Raw genomic sequence first — 25,134 nt, 5'->3', positions numbered from 1 at the left:
GACTCCGGAAACTATGAAGCTAGTAAAAACCAATTAAAGTTAGTGTTTTCTTTTTATAAATAATGTTAAAAACACATATCACTGCTTCAACCACTCTTCAGGATTTAGTTTCAATTGCTTTTTCCAAATTTGAAACTGCAACTCGGGAATCCCATCCGAATTATTGGCGACTACCCCTAACTGCGTTTGGGGGGTTACTTCTTGTCCCACTTTTACATCCGCTCGTTTCAACTTGGCATACACGGTAATGTAATCCCCGTGTTGTACCATCACCACATATCGCAAATTAGGCACCTTGGTAACCGCAGTCACTTTGCCATAAAATACAGCTTTGACCGACTGAGAGGTATTAGTACGTATATCAATCCCCAGGTTATCGATCAAAACATTTTCCAGCACCGGATGAGGTTGCTTGCCGAATTTGGAGGAAATAAAGCCTTCTTCTACAGGCCAGCTCATTTGGGATTTCAGGTTTTCAAAAGAAAGTTCTTTAGCTACGGCCGGTGCAGGTTCTTTCACTTTCACATTATCTTCCGCTACGCTCAAAGGCTTTTTTGTTTGTTTTTCCACAAAATCACTCATCATTTTCCGGGACACTTCCTCCTCTTTCAATTGAGCTTTGAGCGTACTGGTTTTGGACTTTAGTTGGTTGACGGCCACCTGTTGCCTTCTTCGCAATTGTTTTAGTTTTTCCAGTTCTTTCTCTTCACTTTCCAACAATAATTTTTGCTCCGTTTGTTGTAATGCCAATTGCCCTTTCTTACTCTCCAACTGATCTTTTAACTGGTCAATCGCAGCTATTTGCTCTTTCCGTGCCGATTGGTATTGATCCATATAGTTAATCCGGGCAATCAATTGATTAATGGTTTGGCTGGAAAACAAGAAAGACAGCTTTTGGAGGTCGTTATTCGTTTTAGACGACATATACACCATAGCTGCATACTCCTCTTTTAATTGGGTGATATCCCCCTCCAAGGCCATAATGACAGAAGAGGTAAAGTGTATATCTTCTTCCAGGCTGACCACAAACTGTTGGGTACTCTCTACTAACTTGTGGTACTGGTCTATTTGCCGGTTAATAGCCCGAAGCCGGCTAAGGTTATAGGATTGGTCTTTTTCGGTAGCTTTTAAAATACGGGAAGTCGCTTCAACTTTTTGGAGTTGTTGTTGCCGTTTTGCTTTGATTTGTTCCGTAGATTGTTGGGAAAAGGCAAGTAGCGGCAGGCTAAGTAGTAAGAAGCTAAAAAAGAATTTCCCCATAATAAGCCAGGTCAGTTTACTTCAGTAGTACAAAAGTAATAATGAATTTGATAAAAAAACATCCAGGGAAGTGTTGTTTTTATCTGAATTACGGGAGAATAACCGTGTAAAAACCCCATTTGGTTTTTAGAAGTGAATTAAACTTTTTCTTTTTCCTAGAAAATGTTTCAAAAAGGCCTCCTCTGTGTTCCTTTTTTCAACAATAGCACTGGCTATTCTTTTCAAAAAGTGCCTTGGTGAGCCGGTTTTGCTTTCATCTTCGGTCAAAAACTATACGTTGAAACCACTTCTTAATAAAAAGGTATTACAAAAAAATAAAACAGGTTTGAGGACATTAGGTAAAACCATTTTTCAGAAGGGCTTCTCCTCAAACCTGTTTCGGCACTTACAAAGTCATATCAAAGGAGGAAACGTCCACCCCTATCAAATACCACTTTTCCTCAATATTTGCGAACTGCATTCCTATTCTTGCCTCGGTAATCACCACATTCTCTGTAATCAATGCATCCATCTTTTGGGCTTGCTTTATTTCTTCAGCTGTTGGCTCCAGCATGGCTTCTTCCCTTAAAGAAGCGTATTTCTCTGAAAAAACCCGGGCCTTTTGAGTAGAATAAAAACAACCGTTTTCGGCAAACTCTCCTGTCACAAAATCAAATTCCGGAAGTTCCCCTTCCGCAATCTTACAATCCAGTCCTTCCAGAGAAGCGGACAGCCTGGGCGCCCATTCCAAAAGCTCTTTGGCGGATTTCAAATGTTGAATATTGGCAGACATTCCAGGTTTGTAGCTCAAATACACGCCATGATCCGAGTGAATCAACTGTTTGAGCGTTGGCAATACCACACTTTTTTCTTTTTGTACAAAGTGGTGTGTGAAAAAAGCCGGAAAGGAAGTAAATTTCGTATCTGCAGTTACAGCAGGTTCAACTGGTTGATGTGTAGGGGTTGTCGTTTGAGAAGCTGCCTCATTTTCCTGTGTGCTTTTTGTTTCCGAACAACTCATCCATACACAGCCGGCTACACATAGGGCCGCTATAGTACTAAAAGTTTTTTTCATGGAAGATTCTAGTATAATTTAACGCTTATCATTACTGTTCAATGTTTGAGCCAGATATTGCGTGTTTTAAATCTAAAGCCAGGCTTTACTCTTCTCCGGTGTATTTTTTATACAAATCGGGGCGCTTCTCTTTGGTTCTGTCCAAAGCTTGTTGAAAACGCCAATCTTCAATTTTGGCATCATTTCCGGAAAGCAAAATATCGGGCACTTTCATCCCTTTGAAATCCGCCGGGCGTGAATATACCGGAGGTGCCACCAGGCCGTCCTGAAAAGAATCGGTCAGTGCCGAAGTTTCGTCCGACAATACTCCGGGAATCAGGCGGATTACAGCATCGGCAATCACCGCAGCCGCCAATTCCCCACCGGATAAGACATAATTGCCAATACTGATTTCTCTGGTGACAAAGTGTTGGCGGATCCTCTCATCCACCCCTTTATAATGCCCACACAAGATAATGATATTTTTTTTCAATGACAGTTGATTGGCCGTTTTTTGCTCAAAACTATCCCCATCCGGAGTCATATAAATGACTTCATCGTACTCTCTTTCGCTTTGCAAGCGCATCAGGCATTTATACACCGGCTCAATCATCAATACCATTCCGGCCCCTACCCCATACGCATAATCATCGATTTGCCCATGTTTGTTAATGGCGTATTGCCTTAAATCATGTACCACTACCTCTACCAAACCTTTATCCTGGGCCCTCTGCAAGATAGAGTGGCTAAACGGGCTTTCCAACAACTTCGGGACACTGGTTATTATATCAATTCTCATTGTTCAAACAACATATATACGCTAATAAATCAGGCAAAAATAAGGCATAAAAACCGGAAAACCGGAATATACTTGTGACTCTATTGATTCCGGTACGGTGAATATTCTATACATTTGCACCGGCAAAGAAGAGACTAGTTTTGCTGTTTTTCAATAGGTTTATGAGTTTTTCTACATCAGACAAGCCTTAATGGGGCTTTTCAGAAAGGGCCTGGCTTCAACATATCAGGTACTCCACAGTTTCCTATATGAAAACGTATTAAATGATTTTGTGCAAAGGTACAAAGCAGCATAATCAATGGAGGTATGAAAGAATATAAGCTATTGCTTTACTTATTGGCAGCGGTCAATTTCACACATATTATGGATTTCATGATCATCATGCCCCTGGCGGATATTTTCATGAGCCAATTCCAAATAGATACCACCGCCTTTAGCTTATTGGTGACTTCTTATAAATTCAGTGCCGGGGTAGTGGGATTGATAGGAGTTACCTTTATCGATCGGTTTGACCGGAAAAAACTCTTATTAAGCATTTACATTGGCTTTAGCATCGGAACTTTTTTTTGTGGTCTGTCTAATTCATACTCTACGTTATTAATTGCAAGAATCATTACCGGAGGTTTCGGCGGCTTGATTGGAGCTCTGGTTCTATCAATAGTAGGTGATGCAATCCCCTTGTCGCAAAGAGCTTCGGCTATGGGAGTCGTAATGTCTTCTTTTGGATTGGCTTCCGTTGCCGGTATACCCTTTGGCTTATACCTCACCGATTTGATCAATTGGAGAATGCCTTTTTTTGTCCTAGCTACGGGCAGTGTTATCGTGGGTCTATTCATGTTCAAAGTCATGCCTTCAATGAAGGAACATGTCACTTCAAAGCAAGTCTCAACGATCCGGAAATTCAAAAATATTTTTTCCAATAAAAACCAAGTCATTGCATTGCTGTTAGGTGTCATATTGATCTCCGGTCAATATACCATTATTCCGTTTCTGGCCCCTTATATGCTCAAAAACGTAGGTTTTTTACAAGAACAACTCAAATACATTTATTTGGCTGGTGGACTTTGTTCCTTTTTTATATCTCCCTGGATCGGCCGAATGGCCGACCGTTTCGGAAGGCTCAAAGTATTTGCCGCCACCGCTTCGTTGGTGACCATTCCCATCTATTTACTCACCCACCTACCTGAAACCTCCTTGTTACATGCCCTGATCATCACTTCTCTGTTCTTTATCCTGGCAAGTGGGCGTATCGTGACCGTACAAACAATGATTACCGCGGTAGTCACCCCCGAATCCCGGGGCAGCTTTATGAGTATGCGGACTGCCATACAGCAATTAGGTTCCGGTCTTGCTGCCTTTGTGTCCGGTATAATAATTACCGTAAATGCTTCCGGACAACTCACCCATTACGATACGGTAGGATACATCGCCATAGCCAGTTCCTTTTTAGCCATTCTGTTGGCAAGAGCACTTAAAGTTGTCCCTGAAAAGGAAGAAGTCGTTTATACGGAGAGCGAGATCTAACTCTGCAGAAAATCATGCCGACTCACTATAGTGATAATTCACTAGTGTAAATTAGTAGATTCAGGTATCGGTTTTGGTGAATTTATTTGAGTATACCTCATGCCTTTCCCCCTACCTTTGTAATAAGAACAAGAAATAATTCTCTTAGCAACCTAATTCATAGAGTGAGTAGAGTCAACTGGATTAACAATGGTTAAAATAAGCCAAATTATTATCCTACAACTAGCCTAAAATACCTTATTCCAAACAGTACCCCTAGTATAAGATGCCTCTTTGCGGACGATAGTGCCTGTCCGTCAAAGGGGCATTTTTTCTGTTCCTTCTTATTCTTCAAATCCAATCTTTTTTGTAAATTTCAGCGAAAATTCGCTATAACTCGAAGCAGACCTTCAGTAAGCTATGCATGAGCCACTTACTGACACATAAATTCCGGTCTCCCTTCAAAAAATCCCAAAAACATCGGGAACTATACAAACACATAATAAAACATAACCAACCAATAACAGACATAAGATTATGACTTTTGATTTTACTGAAGAACAATTAGCGGTAAGGGATGCAGCCCGGGAATTTGCCCAAAAAGAACTTTTACCGGGTGTTATTGAGCGTGATGAACAACAAAAGTTTCCTCATGAGCAAGTGAAAAAAATGGGAGAGTTGGGCTTTCTGGGAATGATGGTAGACCCCAAATACGGAGGAGGGGGAATGGATACAGTCTCCTACGTATTGGCCATGGAAGAAATTTCGAAAATAGATGCCTCGGCTTCCGTAGTCATGTCCGTCAATAACTCCTTGGTATGTTGGGGGTTGGAAAAATACGGTACAGAAGAGCAAAAAGAGAAATACCTGACCAAACTGGCTACCGGAGAAATCATTGGGGCTTTTTGCCTTTCCGAACCCGAGGCCGGTAGCGATGCTACCTCTCAACATACCACTGCGGAAGATAAAGGGGACTATTACCTTTTGAATGGTAATAAAAACTGGATCACCAATGGTGGTACTGCCGGGGTGTATTTGGTAATAGCCCAAACAGACCGGGAAAAAGGCCACAAAGGCATTAACTGCCTGATCGTAGAAAAAGGAATGAAAGGGTTTGTTGTAGGCAAAAAAGAAGACAAACTGGGTATCCGGGGTTCCGATACACATTCTTTAGGCTTTACAGACGTAAAAGTACCGAAAGAAAACCGCATTGGCCCGGATGGGTTCGGGTTTAAGTTTGCCATGGAAACCCTGAACGGAGGCCGGATCGGTATTGCCTCACAAGCCTTGGGAATTGCTTCGGGCGCTTACGAATTGGCCTTGAAATATTCTCAAGAACGCAAATCTTTCGGCAAACCCATCTGCGAACATCAAGCCATTGCCTTTAAACTGGCTGATATGGCGACTCAGGTGGAAGCTGCCCGGATGCTTTGCCTAAAAGCTGCCTACTTAAAAGATCAGAAAAAAGATTTTTCCAAATACAGCGCCATGGCAAAACTTTACGCCTCTCAAGCAGCCATGGATATCTCCGTTGAAGCCGTACAAGTCCACGGTGGTTATGGCTATGTAAAAGAATACCATGTGGAGCGTTTGATGCGGGATGCAAAAATCACCCAAATCTATGAAGGCACCTCCGAAATTCAGAAAATTGTTATCTCAAGGAGTGTATTGAAAGAATCGTAGTTCCTACTCTATTTGAAATTTCAACTCTTCAAGGTTTTTCAAAATCTATTTGTATAGACACTTCAGCAAAAACCTTGAAGAGTTTTATAAAGAACCAAACTCTTTAAACACATGCTTGAAACCTTGAATTGAGAAGCTCGAAGACAAAATCGTTGTAGTCGCGAATTGCTGATCGGACGTTTTTTAACATTGACATATTCCTCCCTCCTTCTATCCTTCACTCCTCCATTCCTTCAACATTCTAAAACATAAACCCCAAACGGAGATACGCTAAAAAGCGGTCTTCTTCTTCCGAATGCGTCAAATCCAAAGAGATGATTGCCTTGTTGAACGGAGAGATCCATACTCCGCCTCCTATGCCTTGATGCCATTTTTCAGAAGTGCCATCCGCCACCGAAGGGTCCTTCCCCTGATCGTCTTCGTACCATACTCTTCCCACGTCATACAAACCACTAAGTCCCAACTGGGCAGGAAAGAGAAAAGTACGGACGTTGAGTAATGTAAAGCGAACTTCATTATTGCTATAAAACGATTTGTCTCCGGCAAAGCGCATTCTACGAAATCCTCGTAAATTTTTTGCTCCTCCCAAGGTATTGGCCTGAAAAAACTGATAATCCCCCCAGTTAACGGCTCCCCCCGCTCGCAAGGCAAACGTCAGGCGTTTGGCCCGGCCCGGACTCCAATAAAAACGCCAATCGGTAATCAATTTCGTATAGTTGATATCCCGGATTTGACTTTCACCAAAGCCCCATATTCTACCCAATGTGGTATTCATATACAAACCACTGGTAGGAAACACCTCCGAATTGCGAAGATCGAGTTGGTAATAACCGAAAAAGCCTTGAAAGCGTTGATCTTCTTCAATTACGGTAGCGTCTTTCAAGCCACTTTCTTCACTAAAAATAAAACGGCTTTTATCCGTATCATCCTCTATTTCTATATTTTGAAAATAATAACTCAAGCCATATTCGTGCTGTCCATCGGTCGATTTTCTACGCAAAGCCGGAAACAATTTGACCTGTTTGTACCGCAAGCGATAATAGTTTTTCCCCCGTTCGTTCACATGATTTTCGGTTTCGTTACCCAAACCATAAAAGAAATCCACAAAATTCGGATAGCGTACATCGGCAATTATCTTTGCATCCCATTTGCCCAGAATATGCCTAAACTCTCCTTGATAATGTACTGAAAAAGACAGGTTTTTAGGGGCTACACTTCCCAAAACCCTGTGATGAGCTTTGAAAGGCTCTTTCCGGAAACCATATGTTTTCATTTGCACTCCTCCTCCTAGTACAATTCCGTCATCCGGACTGATACCCATGGTCAACAAAGGTCCCACATAATTGATTTTATAAGCTTTGCGATCATATTGGTTGATTTGAGGATCGCTTGCTGTTTTGTTTTGCGTTTCTTTATTCGGTTTAATTTCAATTCCTCCCGGTTGATCATATACTTTGGTTTTCTTTCTCCAACCCTTCACCGAAGAAACATCATTGACTTCATCCTTATCTTCCCCTCCTATCACCCGTACCCTGATTCCCTTTTTCACATCCCCTTTAATCTCAAAAAAATCTTCGCCCTCCATGCCGTACAAACGTATTTCTTTGGTTTCGCTTCGCAGAAAGGTGCGTTCGTAAATCAAATGCTTTTTTTCCCGGCTATCTTTCTTCATCTTAAACACCCGCACCCGCGTTTCTTCTTCGTTCAATCGTTCTACCTGAAAGTATTCATGCTTTTTCGAACCGACAATATCCACTTCTTTGGCCAGATATAAATACCATTCCCGTGCATACTGTTCAAAATTGTCTCTCCGACTTTTTAATTTGGCAATGATTTCCTCTCCCGAATATTGATAAATTTCTTGAGGCAAATCCCGTATGGCTTCTTCAATCAGTTCATCCTTCATCGAAGATTGCAAAGAATCCACAGCCGCCTGCCAGGCAGGCCATTCGGGTTGGTTCAAAAAAGAGCGGTCAAAATGTACATTATAATAATTCAGGCCCACCGGGTCGCGGATTTCGTGATGGAACCCCTGAAAATTGCGCAAGCCCCATTTACGTGTACCCAACTTCATCAAAAAACCATCCGACCAGAAAAATGCCTGATCGCGGTCCCGGGGAATGGGCTGATATACTTTTATATTTCTTAAGGAATCTTTAAAAGAAGCCCAACGCCATTGATCATCGTGCCGGTCCCAGTCACCTATCCAACTATCAAACAAACGGGACTTCAATACCATGGATTGGTCGATCAAGTCATCATTGTCCTTCCGGATTTTTTTGAGCACTTTCGCTGTACTGATGATTTTTTTCGAGTTGCCGAAAAAAGTGGCTTTTTCCCAATTGTCATCGGGCCTCTCTTCAAACAGATACAAACCTTCGGAAAAATCACTGGCGTAACGCCCTAACCAGGAAGAACGGGGCACATAAAAAATCGTTGGATTGGTATGGTAAATTCCATATGCTTCGGATAAACGGGGAATCGTCAATGCCGCAAAAGGATGGGAACTGGTGATTTGCTCTTCCACAATATCTTCCGCAATGGTTTTTCGCAAAAATGAGGGCAAAACCTTTTCCGGGAATTTCTCGACAGAGCGCAACACATATTCTTTGGCATCCGGAGCACGGAGGCGTAGGGACTTTGTTTGGTTTCCCCCTCCTCTTTTGACAACTTTTAATCCTCCTAGCATCGTATGCGGATCGAAACAGGGAACTTCCTTTAATTTTTCACTCCATTCACTCCGGTAGTTTTCACCTAAAAACCAGGTATTAAACTCATTGGAAGCAAATTTCTGAGAGGCTGCCACCGAAACCATCTCTCCCGGTTTTTTCCGGAAAGCCGTTGTATCCTCTTGGGATTCGGCAGTATGCCCAGTATGAGTAAATAATTTTTCCCGGTAGGCTACTTTTCCCTGGGGCTCATCTTCTCCAGCCACCCAAAACTCCAACCAAACGTCTCCGTTGGTATAAAAATTTACCTTGGCAAAACCCTTGTGGCGGTAGGTAAAATGGGCCTGTTTGTTTTTACCTACATAAGAAGCCTTACACCCTGCCCCACTGATCACATAATGCAGTTTGTTTTTGGGAATGTATTGCAAACTGTGTTCATGACCTGCTGCATAAATTAAATTCGGATGTAATTGAAATACTTCTTCTAACTTTTCTACCAAGGCTTGATAAAGTGGATGTGGAACATCCTGGATATTGCCCACCACCGTACGAGCCATTACATAAATAGACCCTAAACCGGGTAAGGGTACAAACAATCCTTTTTTAATGCTAGTCAACGGAAACAAATGGTATTTCAAAGGTGCATGCCCTCCATGCAACCCATTGCTGTACAAGGGATGATGTCCGGCGACCACAATCTGTTTGTCATAATTTTCCAAAATGACATCTTTGAGCAACAGCAAAAACTCCTCTTCGTTTTTTACGTCACAGTCGGATTCGATTCCCGGTTTGTCAAACGGGTGCAACCACCACTGGGTGTCTATCAGAATCAGTATCAGTTCATCGTTTACCGGAATTACTTTTGGACCGGGGCAAGCATCTTCCGGCAGCATTAAAGCATTGTCCAAACCATACTCAGTAATAAAAGCTTCTTGATTGAGGCGATTCTCCAAGCCGTATGCTTTCCCTTGCGCCCAATCGTGATTGCCCGGGATGAAATACCCCTTTCCCTTAAAATCCCGAAGTAATTCCAATTGGGTTGTCAGATTTTGTTCGTCCTGTTTTCGCAAAGGATGTTCTTTACTATGCAAGCCTTTGGGATAGATATTATCGCCCAAGAAAATAATATCTGCAGCCACCTGAGTTGTTTGCAATTGTTGCCGGAGCAAATCCAGCCCCGGCTCTACTTTACTTTCTGACAAAGGAGTTCCCGCATCGCCTACTAAAAACAAACTATATGTGATTTGTTCCTGAGAGGAAGGTTTGGCATCCTTCCAATGACTGACTTCCGGATGGTAAAACGGTTTTTTTTGTGCTATACCGGTCAAGGGGATACAGAGTAAAAAGCAAAGTATCAGGTACAAGTGTTTCATGGATTGTGTTTGAGTCTTTATTGATGTTAGAATTCATATAATTGTACAAATTTGCACTGTCACACTCTTCATGGACTTTGAGGAAGTTTGTTTGCGCCTCAGTGGTAACCGTGAAGAGATTGCTTCAGTATTTTCTCACAATGTACAACAGCAGGGACTGAAATAAATCCTAAAATCTTCTACAAGTTTCTATTTACTCAACAAAGTTAAATTCGTTTTGTATAATCCAAAGGATAGTATTTGCAGATCTTACATTTTGTAAAGAAAAATTCATAAACGCTATCCATTAGGATTTTACCCGGAGAAAGTAGTATATTAAAACCATACCCCTAAAATTCTGGTATTACTACATTTTTGAAATATAAAAAATGAATACACCACTCTTATTACAGCCTATTGAGTTTAATACGGACACCATCAAAAAGTTGGATGTAATGCTTCCTTCATCCCATTGTTATATTTACTATGTGGAAGCCAATAGTTTGATTTTAAACAAACAAAAGGTTGTCAAGTCCTCTATTTTCACCCATCCGGTACTCAACTATGCCTTTCATTGCAAAGCCACTCCCCAATCCGATGTCTGGGGTTTTCAAATGCCCATCAATGCCTTATACAGAGTGGGGATTCCTCCTAATAATACATTGATTAATTTAAGGGATTTGTTTCAAGAGGAAATCGACCATAATTGTCCGGAAGCCTACCATGGAAGAAAACCGGATCACCGCCCTGGGAAAAAGCGACCGGGAAAACCTGGCATCCAACACTTCGGAGCAAAACCGGAAGAAAAACAGAAGGGTACGGTTTATCTTGAAGTAAAAAGCTTCTATAGAACAGAGACTGCTCTTCGGCAACAATACTCACTATTTCCCAACACCTTAAAGCAAAAACTATTTTCTTACTTAAGAATGTGAGATAACACTAACACATCACAAACTTCACTTATCTAAGAAGTTTCTAACAGTTGGCTATTCCCAAAAAGAAAAGACCGATATACCTCTTCTTTTCTATTTACAAATTCATTACAATAATGCCTATTCTGAACAGGTATATATAAAACCCCTCCCCGGATCAACCGGAAAGGGGCAACTTGATTGGTTTGAACCAGTCCTAAGATTACTGACCGTAATGAGGCAGTTGTTTTAAGTTTTCATTGGCTTCTATTTCTCTTTCGGGAATTGGCAAGATCAATTCCGGAGCATCATAAGCCAAGCTCCCGATATTTTCTTTCCATCTTTTCATATCATGCAAGGTAAAACCCTCCCAAGCCAGTTCCAGATGCCTTTCCTTATGGATCATTTCCCGGGTTAGGGGTCCGGCCAAAGGGTCCAATCCGGCCCGTTCCCGGATCACATTAATATCTTCCAGGGGAGAAGCTCCGATATTCGTTCCTGCTTCAAAATTCGCTTCGGCCCGTGTCAGGTACATTTCCGCCAAACGGATGATGGATATATTTCTACTTCCGTCACCATATTTGGAAGTTTGAATCCCTCCGTCATTTTGCCCTCCGACACCGATATAAAACATTTGATCTACATTGGCAATCACTGCCTCATCTGCCAGGTTATCAACGACACCTCCCCGCAAATCCCCATCCTCATACAGGTCAATATGCGATTGACTGATGCGCATATCCCCTCTTCCATGTCCGTTAAGCCGGGCATAATGAGTGGTTAGGCCTGCATTATTTTCACCGGAGGTACTTACCGAATTCAACTGCAAAGCAAAAACATCTTCCGTTGAATTGGACTCGTTGTTAAATGCTTTTAGGGGCGAATCCATTAGTTTATAAATATTTTTCCCATCTACATTAAAGCCGATCACCCTATTGGCCTCTTCAGCCGCTTTTTGAAACTCACCCTGTTGCAAATACACCCGTGAAAGAATGGCACTAACGGCATAAGAAGATATAAATACATCATTTTTATCAAAGCCTTCTAATAATTGTTTGGCTTTCAATAAGTCTTCCACCACTTGCCCGTACACTTCATGAACCGTATTTCGCGGTACAAACTCAATGTCCTCCACTTTTTCCGTTGGCGTAAGTACCAATGGCACCCCATATTCGCTATCCGATGCTTGGTACGGAGTTCCCCAAAAACGCACTAAATCAAAGTATATCAAACCTCTCAATGCCAGAGCCTGTCCTTCCAAAGAAGCTTTACTTTCGGGACTCTTAGCCAAGTCCAAATATTTGAGCACAATATTGAGTGAATTCATCACATCATAGGCACGTATCCAGCTGTCCCTTACCCGGCTATTGTTAACCAAAACGGCTTTATTGATGAGTTCTTTCTGTTGGTCAAAAGACCCCACCCAAGTCACTTCCCCGGTGGAAGCTAATAATTCACTGAAAAAGTTAAAATCGCCTCCGTACAACTCACCGGCCTCATTTGTCCCAAAGGTCCCTTTTAGCCCTGTATACGCACTGATCAACACCAATTGCAAGTTTCCTTCATCCACCAATACTTCCTCGGTTTTAATCAACTGCCTGGGCTTAATATCCAATTGACTATCACAAGCTGTGAGTAGCAACATGGTTCCGGCTACTACCAGGCTCATTATATGCACCTTATATATTTTTATCATGTTTGTTCTAATTTTAAAATTGAGACATATTTCTTCCGGAAATTATAAGCCAATATTTACTCCAAAGCTCCAGGTTTTGGGTTGTGGAGCCGTGTAAAAGTCATACCCCTGGATCAAATTGGTATTGGTCTGGGAGCGATTGGTACCGGTATAATTGACTTCCGGATCCCAACCGGTATAATCGGTAATGGTCCATAAGTTGAGCCCGGACACATATACCCGCAGACTTCTTAAAAACAATTTATCAGTAATTGTTTTCGGGAAATTATAGCCCAAGGTAATAGTCTTCAAACGGATATACGAACCGTCTTCTACATAGCGACTGGAGGTTTGATCTCCTATCCCTCCTACCAATTCGGCCCGGGGTACATCGGTAATATCTCCGGGTTTTTGCCACCTTCTCATCTGGTCTTTGGTTTGGTTGTCCAAAAAGCTGGAGGCATTACTGGAAGAATACGTTTTGGAACCCACATAAATATCATTGCCTTGGACAAACTGGAAGAATACATTCAAATCAAATCCGTTCCAGGAAAAGTTATTGGTAAAACCGCCCACAAAGTCAGGATTGGGATCGCCCACCACCATATTCGGAGCCAGGTTGTAATCCGCAGTCGTTCCACCTTCCCCGTCAGCGTATAAAGCATCCCCGTTGTCAGGGTTGACTCCGGCATATTTCCGGGTAACGAAAACCCCAAGTGGCTCTCCTTCCCGCACTCGGAAAGGATTTCCGATGATATCTGTTCCTAACAGTTTCACGACTTCATTTTCATTCCGGGCAATGTTGAAGCTCATGTCCCAGGAGAAAGGCTTTTGTTGCAAGATGGCTACATTTAAAAGTAACTCGATCCCTTTATTTTCCATTTCTCCCACATTTTCGAAAATGGAAGTGTATCCTGAAGTAGCAGGTAGTGTTCTGCTTAATAAGAGGTCCGTAGTATTTTTGATATAATAATCAATTTCCCCGGTAATGCGGTCATTCCAAAGGCCAAAATCCAAACCAAAATTCATTTGGGTAGTTTCTTCCCATTTAAGATCGGGACTAGGGAGTGTCCAGGGTCTCAAGCCCGGTTTTCCGGCATAATTCACCCCTTTATATGTGGAAAGGTGTGCAAAATTTGAGGTAGGGGCATTTCCGGTTAATCCGTAACTGGCCCGGAGTTTCAAAAAGCTAAGGACTCCAAGGTTGTCCAGAAAGGACTCTTCGGAAAGGATCCAGCCGGCAGATACTGCCGGGAAAAAACCGTAACGGTTGTCTTTGCCGAATTTGGAAGATCCGTCTATCCGGGCACTGACATTCAATAAATAACGATTATTGAATTTATAATTTGCCCTGGCAAAATAGGACAAAAAGGAAAAGTCTTCCTCCGATGCAATAAATGTAACGGTTTCTACGGCACTGGCAATCGTATTTAATTCATCATGCGGAAATCCTTTGGCCTGCAAACTGGTGAGTTGAGTGGAAGAACGTTGAAAGCTCATCCCCAAGGTCACATCCAAATTGTGGAGCTTATTGAAACTTTTGGAATAGGTCAAGAAATTATTGGTATTGAAGTTTATTACCCGCACTTTCCGGCTTTCCCCCAAGCCAGAGGGGCGGCCATCTATCGAGGTAATCCCCGAGTAGTTTTCTTCCTGTTGGTCCAATAAATCTACACCTAAGTCTGTACGGAAACGCAGCCCTGGCAGGATGGTTAATTCTCCATAAATATTTCCCAACATTCTATAGTTCTCGGTTCCACTTTCCGAGTTTGCAAATTCCACCAAGCCATTGTCATAAATAGTGTTCCGGTTCGGTTCTCCGGTTTCCGGATCATAAGCCGGAGTCACCGGGGCTTGGGCTACCAATTGTAAAGGGGTGGAAAATGCGTTGTCGTTTGACACCCGTTCCAGTTCGGTGCGGGAGAGACTCAATCCACCGCCTACTTTCAAACGGTCAAAAGCCTGGTGATCCAGATTCAAACGGCCACTGAAGCGTTCAAAACCCGTTCCCAATAAAATTCCTTCCTGGTCGAAATAATTACCACCGATATAAAATTGTGTTTTTTCATTTCCACCGGTCATGGAAAAGTTAGCTTGATGACTCACTGCATCCTGAAAAGCAATATCTTCCCAATTTTCATCGGTCTCGGTATTCGATACAAAGCCCGGTACCAAGCCGGTAGTTTCCTCCAAAAAGATACCCGCATCTTGCTTGTCTTGTTCGGTGGCAGTAACAGGATCAATGCCCAGATAACGTAAGGTAGCTTCCGTATAGAGTTCGCGGTATTCTGCAGCATTTAGAAAGCCAATTTTATTGGTCGGTTTGCTAAAACCCGTTTGATAACTCAAATCGATTTTTGTTTTCCCGGCTTTCCCCCTTTTGGTGGTGATGATGACCACCCCATTGGCTGCCCGCGAACCGTAAATAGCAGCCGCAGAAGCATCTTTCAATACTTCAATGGATTCCACATCATTGAAATTAATATCGGCTAAAGGGTTGGTCGGTTGGTTATTGGTGATCCCTTGATTTTCCGAAGTCACCGGAATTCCGTCCACCACATACAAAGGTTGGTTGGAAGCCGATACGGAAGAGGAGCCCCGCACCCGGACTTTAATCGCCTCCCCGGGTTTCCCGTTAGATGATTCGATAAATACCCCGGTGGTTCTCCCTTGTAAGGTTTGCTCAAAACTCTGTACGGGCATTTCTTTAATTTCTTCCCCACTGACTTTGGCGATATTCCCCGTCAGGTCCTGCTTGATTTGGGTACCATAGCCTACCACCACTACTTCTTCCAGTAGTTTTTCCGAGCCCTTCAAACTAACATTGATCACCGATTGGTTGCCAATGGCTACCTCCTGGCTTTCATATCCGACAAAGCTAAAAATCAGTACTTCCGCGTTTTCGGAAAGAGCGATACGGAATTTGCCATCAATATCAGTAACTCCTCCTGTATTCGTACTTTTCACCAATACACTGACACCCGGTAACGGTGCGCCATCTTCCGAAGCCGTAACCGTCCCCGTTACAGTCCTCTCTTGGGCATAGGCCTGCATACATAGTAAACACAGACTTACTCCAATTACATTGAGTAGTAATCTCTTCATAAGTTTATTAGATATAAGGTGTAATTAGAAATTTCTTGTAAACTCAATAATTAGTTGTGGATAATCTATGACCGATCAAGTGCCCGCTTGTTGATACAGGCACTTGTCCTTTTAGTATGTATTGAATGCTAATTTTTGTTTTTCGCTAAGCCATTTTTACAAAGGGAATACATTCCCCCCTCTTACAGGGGATTAGCCTGTATGGGTGATGATGTAAAAATCAGTACTGAATAGTTAATTAATTAAGCACACACGAAGCATGGTTAAAAAATGGGATTTCTTTTATGCTTCCTACCAGCAAAGTTGGAAATAAATCAAAAGGGATAAATCACCTGAAAAGGTGGATTTTTTAAGCTTAGAAAAATTCATTATAAAATGGTAGTTTACAGAACTATTGATAGTTTATACCTTGTTACCAAATAAATAAAAGGATTCAAGAGTCTAAAACATCCCATTAAAATAGGGATACACTATTGCCAACAGTACCAAAAAGTACATTTCATTCTTAAAATTCACTTATTCTGGGGTATTTACATTTACCTAAAAAGGTTCTACTTTTTCTTGGAAATTACCAATTACTGCCTTTGAGCCATCAAGACCTTTTTAAACACTTGCATACCTAACACCCATCGCCAATACTTTTTTGATGGACGTTGATATTTCCTTTTTACAAGCTAGGTTGAGCCGGTAAGGCCAGTACTTGCGTTGTCCAGCAAAATGCTGATGAGAAATTAACAAAAATACATTTGGCGAACAGCTTATACAGACGGCCGTTTTCCACCCATGATCAATTTAATGCCACCCATCTAAAAACGTACTCATGAAAATGAATCTACAACAGGATCCAGTAAACATCGTCATTATTGAAGACACCAAAGAAGTAAGAGAGGGGTTTGCCCTTATCTTGAACACCATTCCCTCTTTTCACATTGTCAGCACCTACCCCAACTGTGAAGATGCCCTCAAAAGACTTCATAAAGATGCTCCGGATATTCTCTTATTGGACATTGAACTGCCCGGGATGAGCGGCATTGACGGCATCCGGAAAATCCGGAAAATGAACCCGGAGATCAGTATCATCATCATTTCCGTACATACGGAACATCAAATGGTCTTCAATGCCTTAAGTGCCGGGGCTACAGGATACCTGACGAAAAATGTATCGGCCGTGGAATTGGTGGAAGCTATCCGGAAAATCATGGAAGGCGGAGCCCCTATGAGTGCCGTCATTGCCAAAATGGTAGTACAGTCGTTTCAGCGCAATCCCCACTCACCGCTTTCCAAAAGAGAAACAGAAGTACTGACCGAAGTTTCCCAAGGCAATACCTATGAATTGATTGCCGAGAAATTATTTATTTCCAAAGAAACCGTCAAAACTCATATCAAGCATATTTACGATAAACTACAGGTTCGAAACCGGTCGGAAGCTATCCAAAAAGCCTTGAGCGAAAAATTAATTTGATAAGCTGGGTAAGGTAGTTAATCCAATCTATATACTTTTTTGGCTCTGGCCGCCAAGGCTTCATCATGCGTCACTACGATCAGAGTGGTTCCATGCTCGGAATTCAAATCAAAGAGTTGGTTGATGATATTACATCCCGTAAGAGCATCCAGGTTTCCGGTAGGTTCATCGGCAAAAATAATTTTGGGCTGAAGGACAAAAGCCCGGGCGATGGCAACCCTTTGTTGCTCCCCTCCCGACAATTGCCCCGGATAGTGATGCAAGCGATGCCCCAGTCCGAGCTTTTGTAAAATATGCCGGGATAACTGTGATTCTTTTCGATGGTGGTTCATATTCACAACCAACTCAACATTTTCCAGGGCCGTTAATGTAGGCATCAACTGAAAGCTTTGAAAAACAAAGCCCATTTGTTTTCTTCGCAACAAAGCCCGTTCGTCTTCACTGAGACTGGCCAGGTTCAATCCGGTGAGGCTCACTGTCCCTCCCGATACCCGGTCCAGTCCGGCACAAAGTCCTAACAGAGTAGATTTGCCACTTCCGGAGGCTCCCACTATTGCCAAAGACTCTCCTTCTTGTACGGAAAAAGTAATATCTTGCAATACCACAAGTTCTCCCATTGGGGTGAAAAAGGACTTTCGCAATTGGTTAACTTCCAGAATTGTTGCCATAAAATTTTTGTTGAGTCTATAAAAACAATACCTGATGAGAATATACTTTTTGAAAATACGGGCTATGGCATAAAAAATGAAGTTTTTTTCGAAAATCTATTTTTTTTACGCTATCCGATTTTTTTTTCCGAGAGTTTTCAGTGTACTACAAAAACAAAAAACGACTATGTGTTTGATACTTTTTGCCTGGGACACCCATCCCGATTACCGGCTCATCCTGGCGGCCAACCGGGATGAATTTTACCAACGTCCTACTCTCCCTGCAAACTTCTGGGAAGAGCAGCCCAACTTATTGGCAGGAAAAGACTTACAAGCCGGTGGCACCTGGCTGGGGATGACTCAAGAAGGACGCTTTTCGGCCATTACCAACTATCGTGACCCGGAAGCTATTATAAAAGATGCTCCTACCCGAGGCAATTTAACATTAGATTATCTCACCGGACACTCTTCTCCTGAACATTACCTTGAAAATCTTCCGCACGAGCCTTCCCTTTACAATGGCTTTAACTTACTGGTGGGTACTTTTGAACAACTCTATTACTATTCGAACAAGGAAGGCGTTCCTTTACGATTACCCCCCGGTTATTATGGTTTGAGCAACCATTTACTAAACACCAACTGGCCCAAAGTGACCAAAGGGAGACATCAATTGCAAGAAATTATCCAACAACATCGCGTTTTTGCCACTCCCCTGTTAGATATGCTCTACGATACGGAAATGGCCCCGGACAGCCAACTACCCCAGACAGGAGTAGGATTGGAAATGGAGCGGCAGTTATCGCCTAAATTTATCAAAATGGAAAGGTATGGCACCCGTTGTTCTACCGTGCTCACCATTGACCGCAAAAAAACAGTGATGTTTACCGAACGGACCTATACACCAGGCAGTCAACAATACCAAGAAACCTCCCATTCTTTTAACCTGGCCGTTACGGAAGTTATTTAAATAGGAGGTTTTGTATCTGTAAAGCGTTATTTTACGTATAGAACCAACATATCACTCCGGTGATACTTTTCTCCTTGTTCAGGAAATTGACTACATTTGAAAGGGTAAAAAAAATTGACATCATGCCATTTGGATTTTTTAAAAAGAAAAAAGAAAAAAAGGAAGAAGGACCTCATTACGATCCCACCAATATCCGCCTTACCGACTTGCGTAAAGGGTTTGTGGTAGATTATAATTTAAAGACTTGGGAAGTGGCGGAGGAATACGAATACGACTGGGGAGACAATTACTTTTCCTATGAATTTAAGTTGGTGAGCTCTGATGAAACCATCTTTCTGAGTTTAGACGAGGATGACGAATTAGAAATACAAGTGCTGAAAAAAATCAACTTCGGCCGCTTGGATGAGGGGGTAGAAGAGTCCTTGATCAACAAAGGCAAACCCCCTCGTAAAATTGAATATGAAGGAAAAACGTATTACCGGGAAAGTGAACGCCCGGGGTATTTCCGGAATACTGACAATGAAAATTGGTCCGAATTTATTACTTGGGACTATTACGATGATTCCGAAAAATACGCCCTGAATATTGAGCAATGGGGAGAAGACGAATTTGAAGCGTCTGTAGGAGTACTCGAAGAACCCGAGCAATTCAGTAATATTTTACCCGGATAATACTTTATATATCACTGTATTTCAGACTATTTCAAAAAAAGTACATTACTTAATTATTAACCTACAAGTCTTCAGACTTGACCCTTGTAAATTAATAACCATAATCAATCTTATGCATAACAGAAAAGTTAAACAAGTATCTTTGGTTTTATGCTTGCTGCTTTTGGGCGCCTGCGGAGGAAAAGAATTTGCCAAATCTCCGATCGATACCTTAATCCGCGACATGGATAAGGAAAAGAACTTTACCATCATCTTGTATGACATGGACGTAGAAGGTTCTTTTTTCGAAGATTATAAGCATAAATATAAGCTCATCAAAGAAAAAGAAGACGGTACACCTTATGAGGAAACTACCGATTGGTACGAAGTGGAAGAAGCATTTTTTAACCAACATCAGAATGATATGGGGATGGAAGTCGCTTCGAAGGAAAATGGAAAGGTGACCAAACAAACTGCGCCTCCAGGCTATTCCCGTTACGTAGGAAATGAAAAATACGGACAATGGGCAACCAATAGCAGTGGCAATTCTTTTTGGCAGTTTTACGGACAATATGCCTTTATGAGCAGTATGATGGGTTTAATGGCCGGACCGGTCTACCGTACTTCTTATGTAGACTACAGAGACAACTACCGGGGTAGCCGTCCGTATTACGGAAGAAGCACCTCTTCCGGTTTACCACAATACGGTTCCAAATCTTCCGTGGTTGCCAAACAAAACCCTAATAGTAGCTTTAAAAATAGAGTACAAAGCCGAGTGAGTCGTTCTTCCCGCTCTGGTTCACGCTATAGTTCCGGTTCTTCTACCCGATCCCGTTCTTTCTCAAGTGGCGGAAAATAGTAGATTTCCTACGAACTTTGTAAAGTGCTAAAAAAATCCGAAAAGCATATTGGTTCTTCGGATTTTTTTATGCAGTAAAATCAATATAAATGAAAAAAGGAAGCCTTTTTAAGAAATCAACTACCTTTGAAACGGTAAAACTCAAGATTAGATTCTTTCATAGAAAACTGGTTTCATACTAACCCTGCTACAATCCATCTTACCTGTTTTTGTAAAGGCTTTGTGGTAGATACTTAGCTTCAACAAGAGAACCTTTCTGATGCACAGTTGGAAGCAAAATTAACTTCAGTCGCTTAAGTGAGGAAGCAGATGAAACAGTGGGAACACTCGAAGAGTCTGGCCTGAATTCTGTAATATTTTACCCGGATAAAACAGTCAGATCTCCCTCATTATAGAGATTTCCCAAAAAAGTATAGTTAATCATTCATTGACTTACAAGTCAACAGACTTGGCTCTTGTAAATTAATAACCATAATCAATCTTATGCATAACACGACAGTTAAACAATTATCTCTGGTTTTATGCTTGTTGCTTTTAGGCGCCTGCGGAGGAAAAGAATTTATCAAATCTCCGATCGATACTTTAGTCCGCAATATGGATAAGGAAAAGAATTTTACCATCATCTTGTACGACATGGATGTGGAAGGAATTTTCTTTAAAGATTATAAGCATAAATATAAACTCATCAAAGAAAAAGAAGATGGTACACCTTATGAGGAAACCACCGACTGGTTTGAAGTGGATGAAGCACTTTTTAACCAACATCAGAATGACATGGGTATGGAGATCGTTTCGAAAGTAGATGGAAAAGTGATTAAACAAACCGCACCTCCGGGCTATTCCCGTTACGTAGGAAATGAAAAATACGGACAATGGGCAACCAATAGCAGTGGTAACTCTTTCTGGCAGTTTTACGGACAATATGCCTTTATAAGCAATATGACGGGCTTAATGGCCGGGCCGGTATACCGTACATCTTATTTGGACTATAGATACAATTACCATAACCTTGGTAGACGTCCGTATTACGGAAGAACCACTTCTTCCGGTTTGCCACAATACGGTTCCAGATCCTCCGTAGTGGCTAAGCAAAACCCTAATAGCAGTTTTAAAAACAGGGTACAGAGACGGGTAAGCCGTTCTTCCCGTTCTGGTTCACGCTATAGTTCTGGTTCTTCTACCCGTTCCCGTTCCTTCTCAAGAGGCGGAAAATAGTAGCTTTTTCACGAACTTTGTAAAGTCTTAATTTATCCGGAGAGTTAAAATACTCTTCGGATTTTTTAATGTGGTAAAATCGATATAAATGAAAACCGAAGGCCTTTTTCAGAAAATCGACTACCTTTGAAAGGGTAAAATATAAGGTTGTGCCATCCGGTTTTCTAAGGGTTTCATTATGAGCTTGCCAAAATTCACCTTACCGATTTGTGTAAAGGTTTTGAGGTAGAATATGGTCTAAAGATTTGTAAAGAACCAGAGAAGCATCAGTAAGCCTGAAGAAGTTTTTTTATTTCATCAATAAGGTAAGCTTTCTGACTTTAACCGAAGGTAGCAAGTTGAAAAAAAATTAACTTTAGTTGCTTGGAAGAAAATATAGGTAAGAGCCTGTTGTAAAATTCGTTTTGAGGTACCGACCCCCTCAAAAAGCAACACGGGAGACCCTACAAAAAGAGTTTTTGACCCAAAGGATGAAATTGAAACATGCTCCATATCAGGAAGAATACTTGAAGTGCTAAGCCCGATCGACTCAGTTATGAATCATTGATCCACAAATCAACCAACTTACCCCTTGTAATTAATAACTATTCATAATCATTATCAAACGTATGTATCACACAACAGTTAAGCAATTACCCTTACTTGTATACTTGCTATTTTTAGGCGCCTGCGGAGGGAAAGAGTTTGTCAAATCTCCGATCGATACCTTAATCCTCGAGATGGATAAGGAAAAGAACTTTACCATTATCTTGTACGATATGGATGTGGAAGAGTCTTTTTCCGATGTTTATCAGCATAAATATAAGCTCATCAAAGAAAAAGAGGACGGAACACCTTACGAGGAAATCACCGAGTGGTACGAAGTGGATGAAGGACTTTTTAACGAGCATCAGGATGATATGGGGATGGAAATTGTGTCGAAAGTAGACGGAAAAGTGACTAAACAAACCGCTCCTCCGGGCTATTCTCGCTATGTAGGAAATGATCAATACGGAAAGTGGGCCACGGATAGTCAGGGAAAATCTTTCTGGGAGTTTTACGGACAATATGCCTTTATGAGCAATATGATGGGTTTAATGGCCGGGCCGGTCTACCGTACTTATTATGTAAATTACAAATACAACTACCGGGGTAGCCGTCCGTATTACGGAAGAACCACTTCTTCCGGTTTACCGCAATACGGTTCCAGATCGTCCGTAGTCGCTAAGCAAAACCCTAATAACAGCTTTAAGAACCGGGTTCAAAGCCGGGTGACCCGCTCTTCAGGCCCTAGCTCACGTACTCGCTCAGGGTCTTCTTCTATGACTTCTACTTCCCAGCTAAAACATAGTTCTCCTACACGTTCGAGTGCTGGTTCAAGTTATAATTCCGGCTCTTCTGCCAATTCCCGTTCGAGTTCTTCTGTACGCACCCGTTCCGGCTCTCGTTACAGTTCCGGTTCTTCTACCCGATCCCGTTCCTACTCAAGTGGCGGAAAATAGAAGATTTTTCACGAACTTTGCAAAAGTCTTAATTTATCCGAAGAGCTTACCGGTTCTTCGGGTTTTTTATGTAGTGCAGAGAACTTTCGGTTGCAAGATACATCGTAAATCAAACGTCTTACAAAGAAGTTCTCTAGTAGTATGTACAATACCTGAGCATACGATTGATCAGGTCAAAAAAACCATTCACCGTTACCCTATGTTAAAAAAAGCCAATATTCTCAAAGTAGCCTTATTTGCTACGGGTTTGTCCGGAATTGTTGCGGAGTATATTCTTTCCACCCTGGCCACGTATTTTTTGGGCAATTCCACTTTTCAGTGGACAATGATCCTCTCGATCATGTTATTTGCCATGGGCTTAGGAAGCCGCCTGAGTAAATTTCTCAACAACAATTTATTAGGGAAATTTATTCTGATCGAATTTATTCTGACCCTGTTGGTTTCTTTTAGTGCTTTGATTTCCTACACCGTAGCGGCTTATGCCACCTATAATGGGATCTTGATTTATTCCATGAGTATTGCCATCGGTTTTTTAATCGGGATGGAAATTCCTTTGGTTATCCGGATCAACAATCAATTCGAATCCTTGAAAGTCAATATTTCCGGGGCCTTGGAAAACGATTATTACGGTAGCCTGATCGGAGGGGTCTTTTTCGCTTTTATCGGTTTGCCCTATCTGGGGCTTACCTACACGCCTTTTATCTTGGGAGGAATTAATTTTTTGGTGGCCATTTTCCTGTATTTTAAGCTGAAATACCTGATTCAAGAGGAGGAAAAAAGGAAAATCCTGTTTTCGGCAGCAAGTGTTGTACTGATTTTACTGGCCGGACTCGGCTTTTCGAAACCCATCATTCTCTTTGGTGAGCAAAAACGCTATAAAGACAAAATCATTTATTCCGATCAATCTCAATACCAAAAAATCATTGTCACTCAGTGGAAAGATAATTATTGGCTTTACCTGAATGGCAACCAACAACTCAGCACCTTGGATGAGTGGCTTTACCATGAGCCTTTGGTGCACCCGGTGATGAAGTTAGCCTCCCATCCGGTCAATATCCTTATCCTGGGTGGTGGAGATGGCTGTGCCGCCCGTGAAGTGTTAAAATACCCACAAGTAGAATCCATCACCTTGGTAGATTTGGATAAAAAGGTAACAGATCTGGGAAAAAACCACCCCATTTTTACCGAACTCAATGAAAATGCCTTAAATCATCCTAAGGTAAAAGTGTTGAACACGGATGCGTATACGTACCTGGCCAATAGCCAAAACTTTTACGATGTAATCATTGTCGATTTTCCCGATCCCAAATCCATTGAGCTTGGACGCTTGTTTTCCTTTGAATTTTACAAAATGTGCTACAAGCAATTAAGGCCTCATGGAAGCATCGTGGTGCAAGCCGGTAGTCCTTATTATGCGACCCGGGCTTTTTATTGTGTGGAAAAAACGATTCGAAAAGCGGGATTCAATGCACTGCCTTTGCACAACCAAGTACTTACCCTGGGAGAATGGGGCTGGGTAATCGGAAGTAAATCCGTCCCACAGGAAAAGTTAAAGCCGGTTTTACAATCTATGACGTTTGACTCGATTCCCACTCGTTGGTTGAATAATGATGCCATGCATCAAATTTCGTCTTTTGGAAAAAGTGTGATTCCTATGGATTCCAGTGCCGTACAGGTCAATACCATACACAATCCGGTATTGCCGGGGTATTATCGAACCGGTAATTGGGACCTGTATTAGACCCTCTTGCATTTTTGGTTCTTACTTGATGAATGAGTGAAAGGACAAAATAGCAAATAGTTGGTTACCAATACTCTGCAAGTTGTAATAGAAAAGGAAATGGCGAATTAAAAAAGATTTAT

Annotated in this window: 17 protein-coding genes; 10 read left to right on the top strand and 7 right to left on the bottom strand. The window is 41.8% G+C overall.

Going from position 1 to position 25,134, the window contains the following annotated elements; translation table 11 throughout:
- Positions 1-78 precede the first annotated feature (78 nt).
- The 3 genes from AAG747_RS23455 to trmD form a co-directional block, all read right to left on the bottom strand.
- The gene (locus AAG747_RS23455; RefSeq protein ID WP_346823679.1) at positions 79-1,260 is read right to left on the bottom strand and encodes a murein hydrolase activator EnvC family protein; all 1,182 of its coding nucleotides are present in this window, start codon (positions 1,258-1,260) and stop codon (positions 79-81) included.
- 385 nt (positions 1,261-1,645) lie between these two features.
- Positions 1,646-2,314 (bottom strand): hypothetical protein, encoded by a 669-nt coding sequence (locus AAG747_RS23450; RefSeq protein WP_346823678.1) that lies wholly within the window; start codon positions 2,312-2,314, stop codon positions 1,646-1,648.
- 85 nt (positions 2,315-2,399) lie between these two features.
- A complete protein-coding gene (trmD, locus tag AAG747_RS23445) occupies positions 2,400-3,092 on the bottom strand; it encodes a tRNA (guanosine(37)-N1)-methyltransferase TrmD (RefSeq protein ID WP_346823677.1) in 693 nt (230 codons plus the stop codon).
- Between the two features lie 306 nt (positions 3,093-3,398).
- Between trmD and AAG747_RS23440 the strand changes: the two genes are divergently transcribed.
- Together AAG747_RS23440 and AAG747_RS23435 are read left to right on the top strand one after the other, a co-directional pair.
- Positions 3,399-4,616, top strand: a complete 1,218-nt coding sequence (locus AAG747_RS23440; RefSeq protein WP_346823676.1) for an MFS transporter — start codon at positions 3,399-3,401, stop codon at positions 4,614-4,616.
- A 516-nt stretch (positions 4,617-5,132) separates the two neighbouring features.
- The gene (locus AAG747_RS23435; protein WP_346823675.1) at positions 5,133-6,278 is read left to right on the top strand and encodes an acyl-CoA dehydrogenase; all 1,146 of its coding nucleotides are present in this window, start codon (positions 5,133-5,135) and stop codon (positions 6,276-6,278) included.
- A gap of 241 nt (positions 6,279-6,519) precedes the next feature.
- Here AAG747_RS23435 and AAG747_RS23430 read toward each other — a convergent pair whose 3' ends face one another.
- The gene (locus tag AAG747_RS23430; protein ID WP_346823674.1) at positions 6,520-10,320 is read right to left on the bottom strand and encodes a metallophosphoesterase; all 3,801 of its coding nucleotides are present in this window, start codon (positions 10,318-10,320) and stop codon (positions 6,520-6,522) included.
- A 368-nt stretch (positions 10,321-10,688) separates the two neighbouring features.
- Here AAG747_RS23430 and AAG747_RS23425 point away from each other — a divergent pair, with 368 nt between their 5' ends.
- A complete protein-coding gene (locus AAG747_RS23425; protein ID WP_346823673.1) occupies positions 10,689-11,231 on the top strand; it encodes a hypothetical protein in 543 nt (180 codons plus the stop codon).
- Between the two features lie 202 nt (positions 11,232-11,433).
- Here AAG747_RS23425 and AAG747_RS23420 read toward each other — a convergent pair whose 3' ends face one another.
- Positions 11,434-12,906: a RagB/SusD family nutrient uptake outer membrane protein gene (locus tag AAG747_RS23420; protein WP_346823672.1), complete on the bottom strand. Its 1,473-nt coding sequence runs from the start codon at positions 12,904-12,906 to the stop codon at positions 11,434-11,436.
- Positions 12,907-12,948: 42 nt separating this feature from the next.
- Positions 12,949-15,990 carry a SusC/RagA family TonB-linked outer membrane protein gene (locus tag AAG747_RS23415; RefSeq protein WP_346823671.1) on the bottom strand — a complete coding sequence of 1,014 codons (3,042 nt, stop codon included), beginning with the start codon at positions 15,988-15,990 and terminating at the stop codon, positions 12,949-12,951.
- A gap of 820 nt (positions 15,991-16,810) precedes the next feature.
- Between AAG747_RS23415 and AAG747_RS23410 the strand changes: the two genes are divergently transcribed.
- Complete coding sequence (locus AAG747_RS23410) at positions 16,811-17,452, top strand: response regulator transcription factor (RefSeq protein WP_346823670.1); 642 nt, start codon at positions 16,811-16,813, stop codon at positions 17,450-17,452.
- 17 nt (positions 17,453-17,469) lie between these two features.
- On the opposite strand, the gene AAG747_RS23405 is transcribed toward AAG747_RS23410, so the two are convergent.
- A complete protein-coding gene (locus tag AAG747_RS23405) occupies positions 17,470-18,120 on the bottom strand; it encodes an ABC transporter ATP-binding protein (protein ID WP_346823669.1) in 651 nt (216 codons plus the stop codon).
- Between the two features lie 166 nt (positions 18,121-18,286).
- Between AAG747_RS23405 and AAG747_RS23400 the strand changes: the two genes are divergently transcribed.
- The 6 genes from AAG747_RS23400 to AAG747_RS23375 all read left to right on the top strand — a co-directional run bounded on the left by AAG747_RS23400 (position 18,287) and on the right by AAG747_RS23375 (position 25,012).
- Positions 18,287-19,066 carry an NRDE family protein gene (locus tag AAG747_RS23400; RefSeq protein WP_346823668.1) on the top strand — a complete coding sequence of 260 codons (780 nt, stop codon included), beginning with the start codon at positions 18,287-18,289 and terminating at the stop codon, positions 19,064-19,066.
- 122 nt (positions 19,067-19,188) lie between these two features.
- Entirely contained in the window at positions 19,189-19,737 is a 549-nt protein-coding gene (locus AAG747_RS23395; RefSeq protein WP_346823667.1) for a DUF4178 domain-containing protein, read from the top strand.
- A gap of 112 nt (positions 19,738-19,849) precedes the next feature.
- Complete coding sequence (locus AAG747_RS23390) at positions 19,850-20,575, top strand: hypothetical protein (protein WP_346823666.1); 726 nt, start codon at positions 19,850-19,852, stop codon at positions 20,573-20,575.
- A gap of 483 nt (positions 20,576-21,058) precedes the next feature.
- On the top strand, positions 21,059-21,790 hold the full coding sequence (locus tag AAG747_RS23385) for a hypothetical protein (RefSeq protein WP_346823665.1): 732 nt from the start codon (positions 21,059-21,061) through the stop codon (positions 21,788-21,790).
- A 608-nt stretch (positions 21,791-22,398) separates the two neighbouring features.
- Positions 22,399-23,271, top strand: coding sequence for a hypothetical protein (locus tag AAG747_RS23380; RefSeq protein ID WP_346823664.1), 873 nt, complete (start codon positions 22,399-22,401; stop codon positions 23,269-23,271).
- 199 nt (positions 23,272-23,470) lie between these two features.
- Positions 23,471-25,012 (top strand): polyamine aminopropyltransferase, encoded by a 1,542-nt coding sequence (locus AAG747_RS23375; RefSeq protein ID WP_346823663.1) that lies wholly within the window; start codon positions 23,471-23,473, stop codon positions 25,010-25,012.
- Positions 25,013-25,134 lie beyond the last annotated feature (122 nt).

The sequence above is a fragment of the Rapidithrix thailandica genome, from assembly GCF_039710355.1.
In the GTDB taxonomy this organism is placed as follows: domain Bacteria; phylum Bacteroidota; class Bacteroidia; order Cytophagales; family Flammeovirgaceae; genus Rapidithrix; species Rapidithrix thailandica.
Note: the sequence above shows the minus strand (reverse complement) of the source record. Positions and strands in the feature narration are given on the sequence as shown.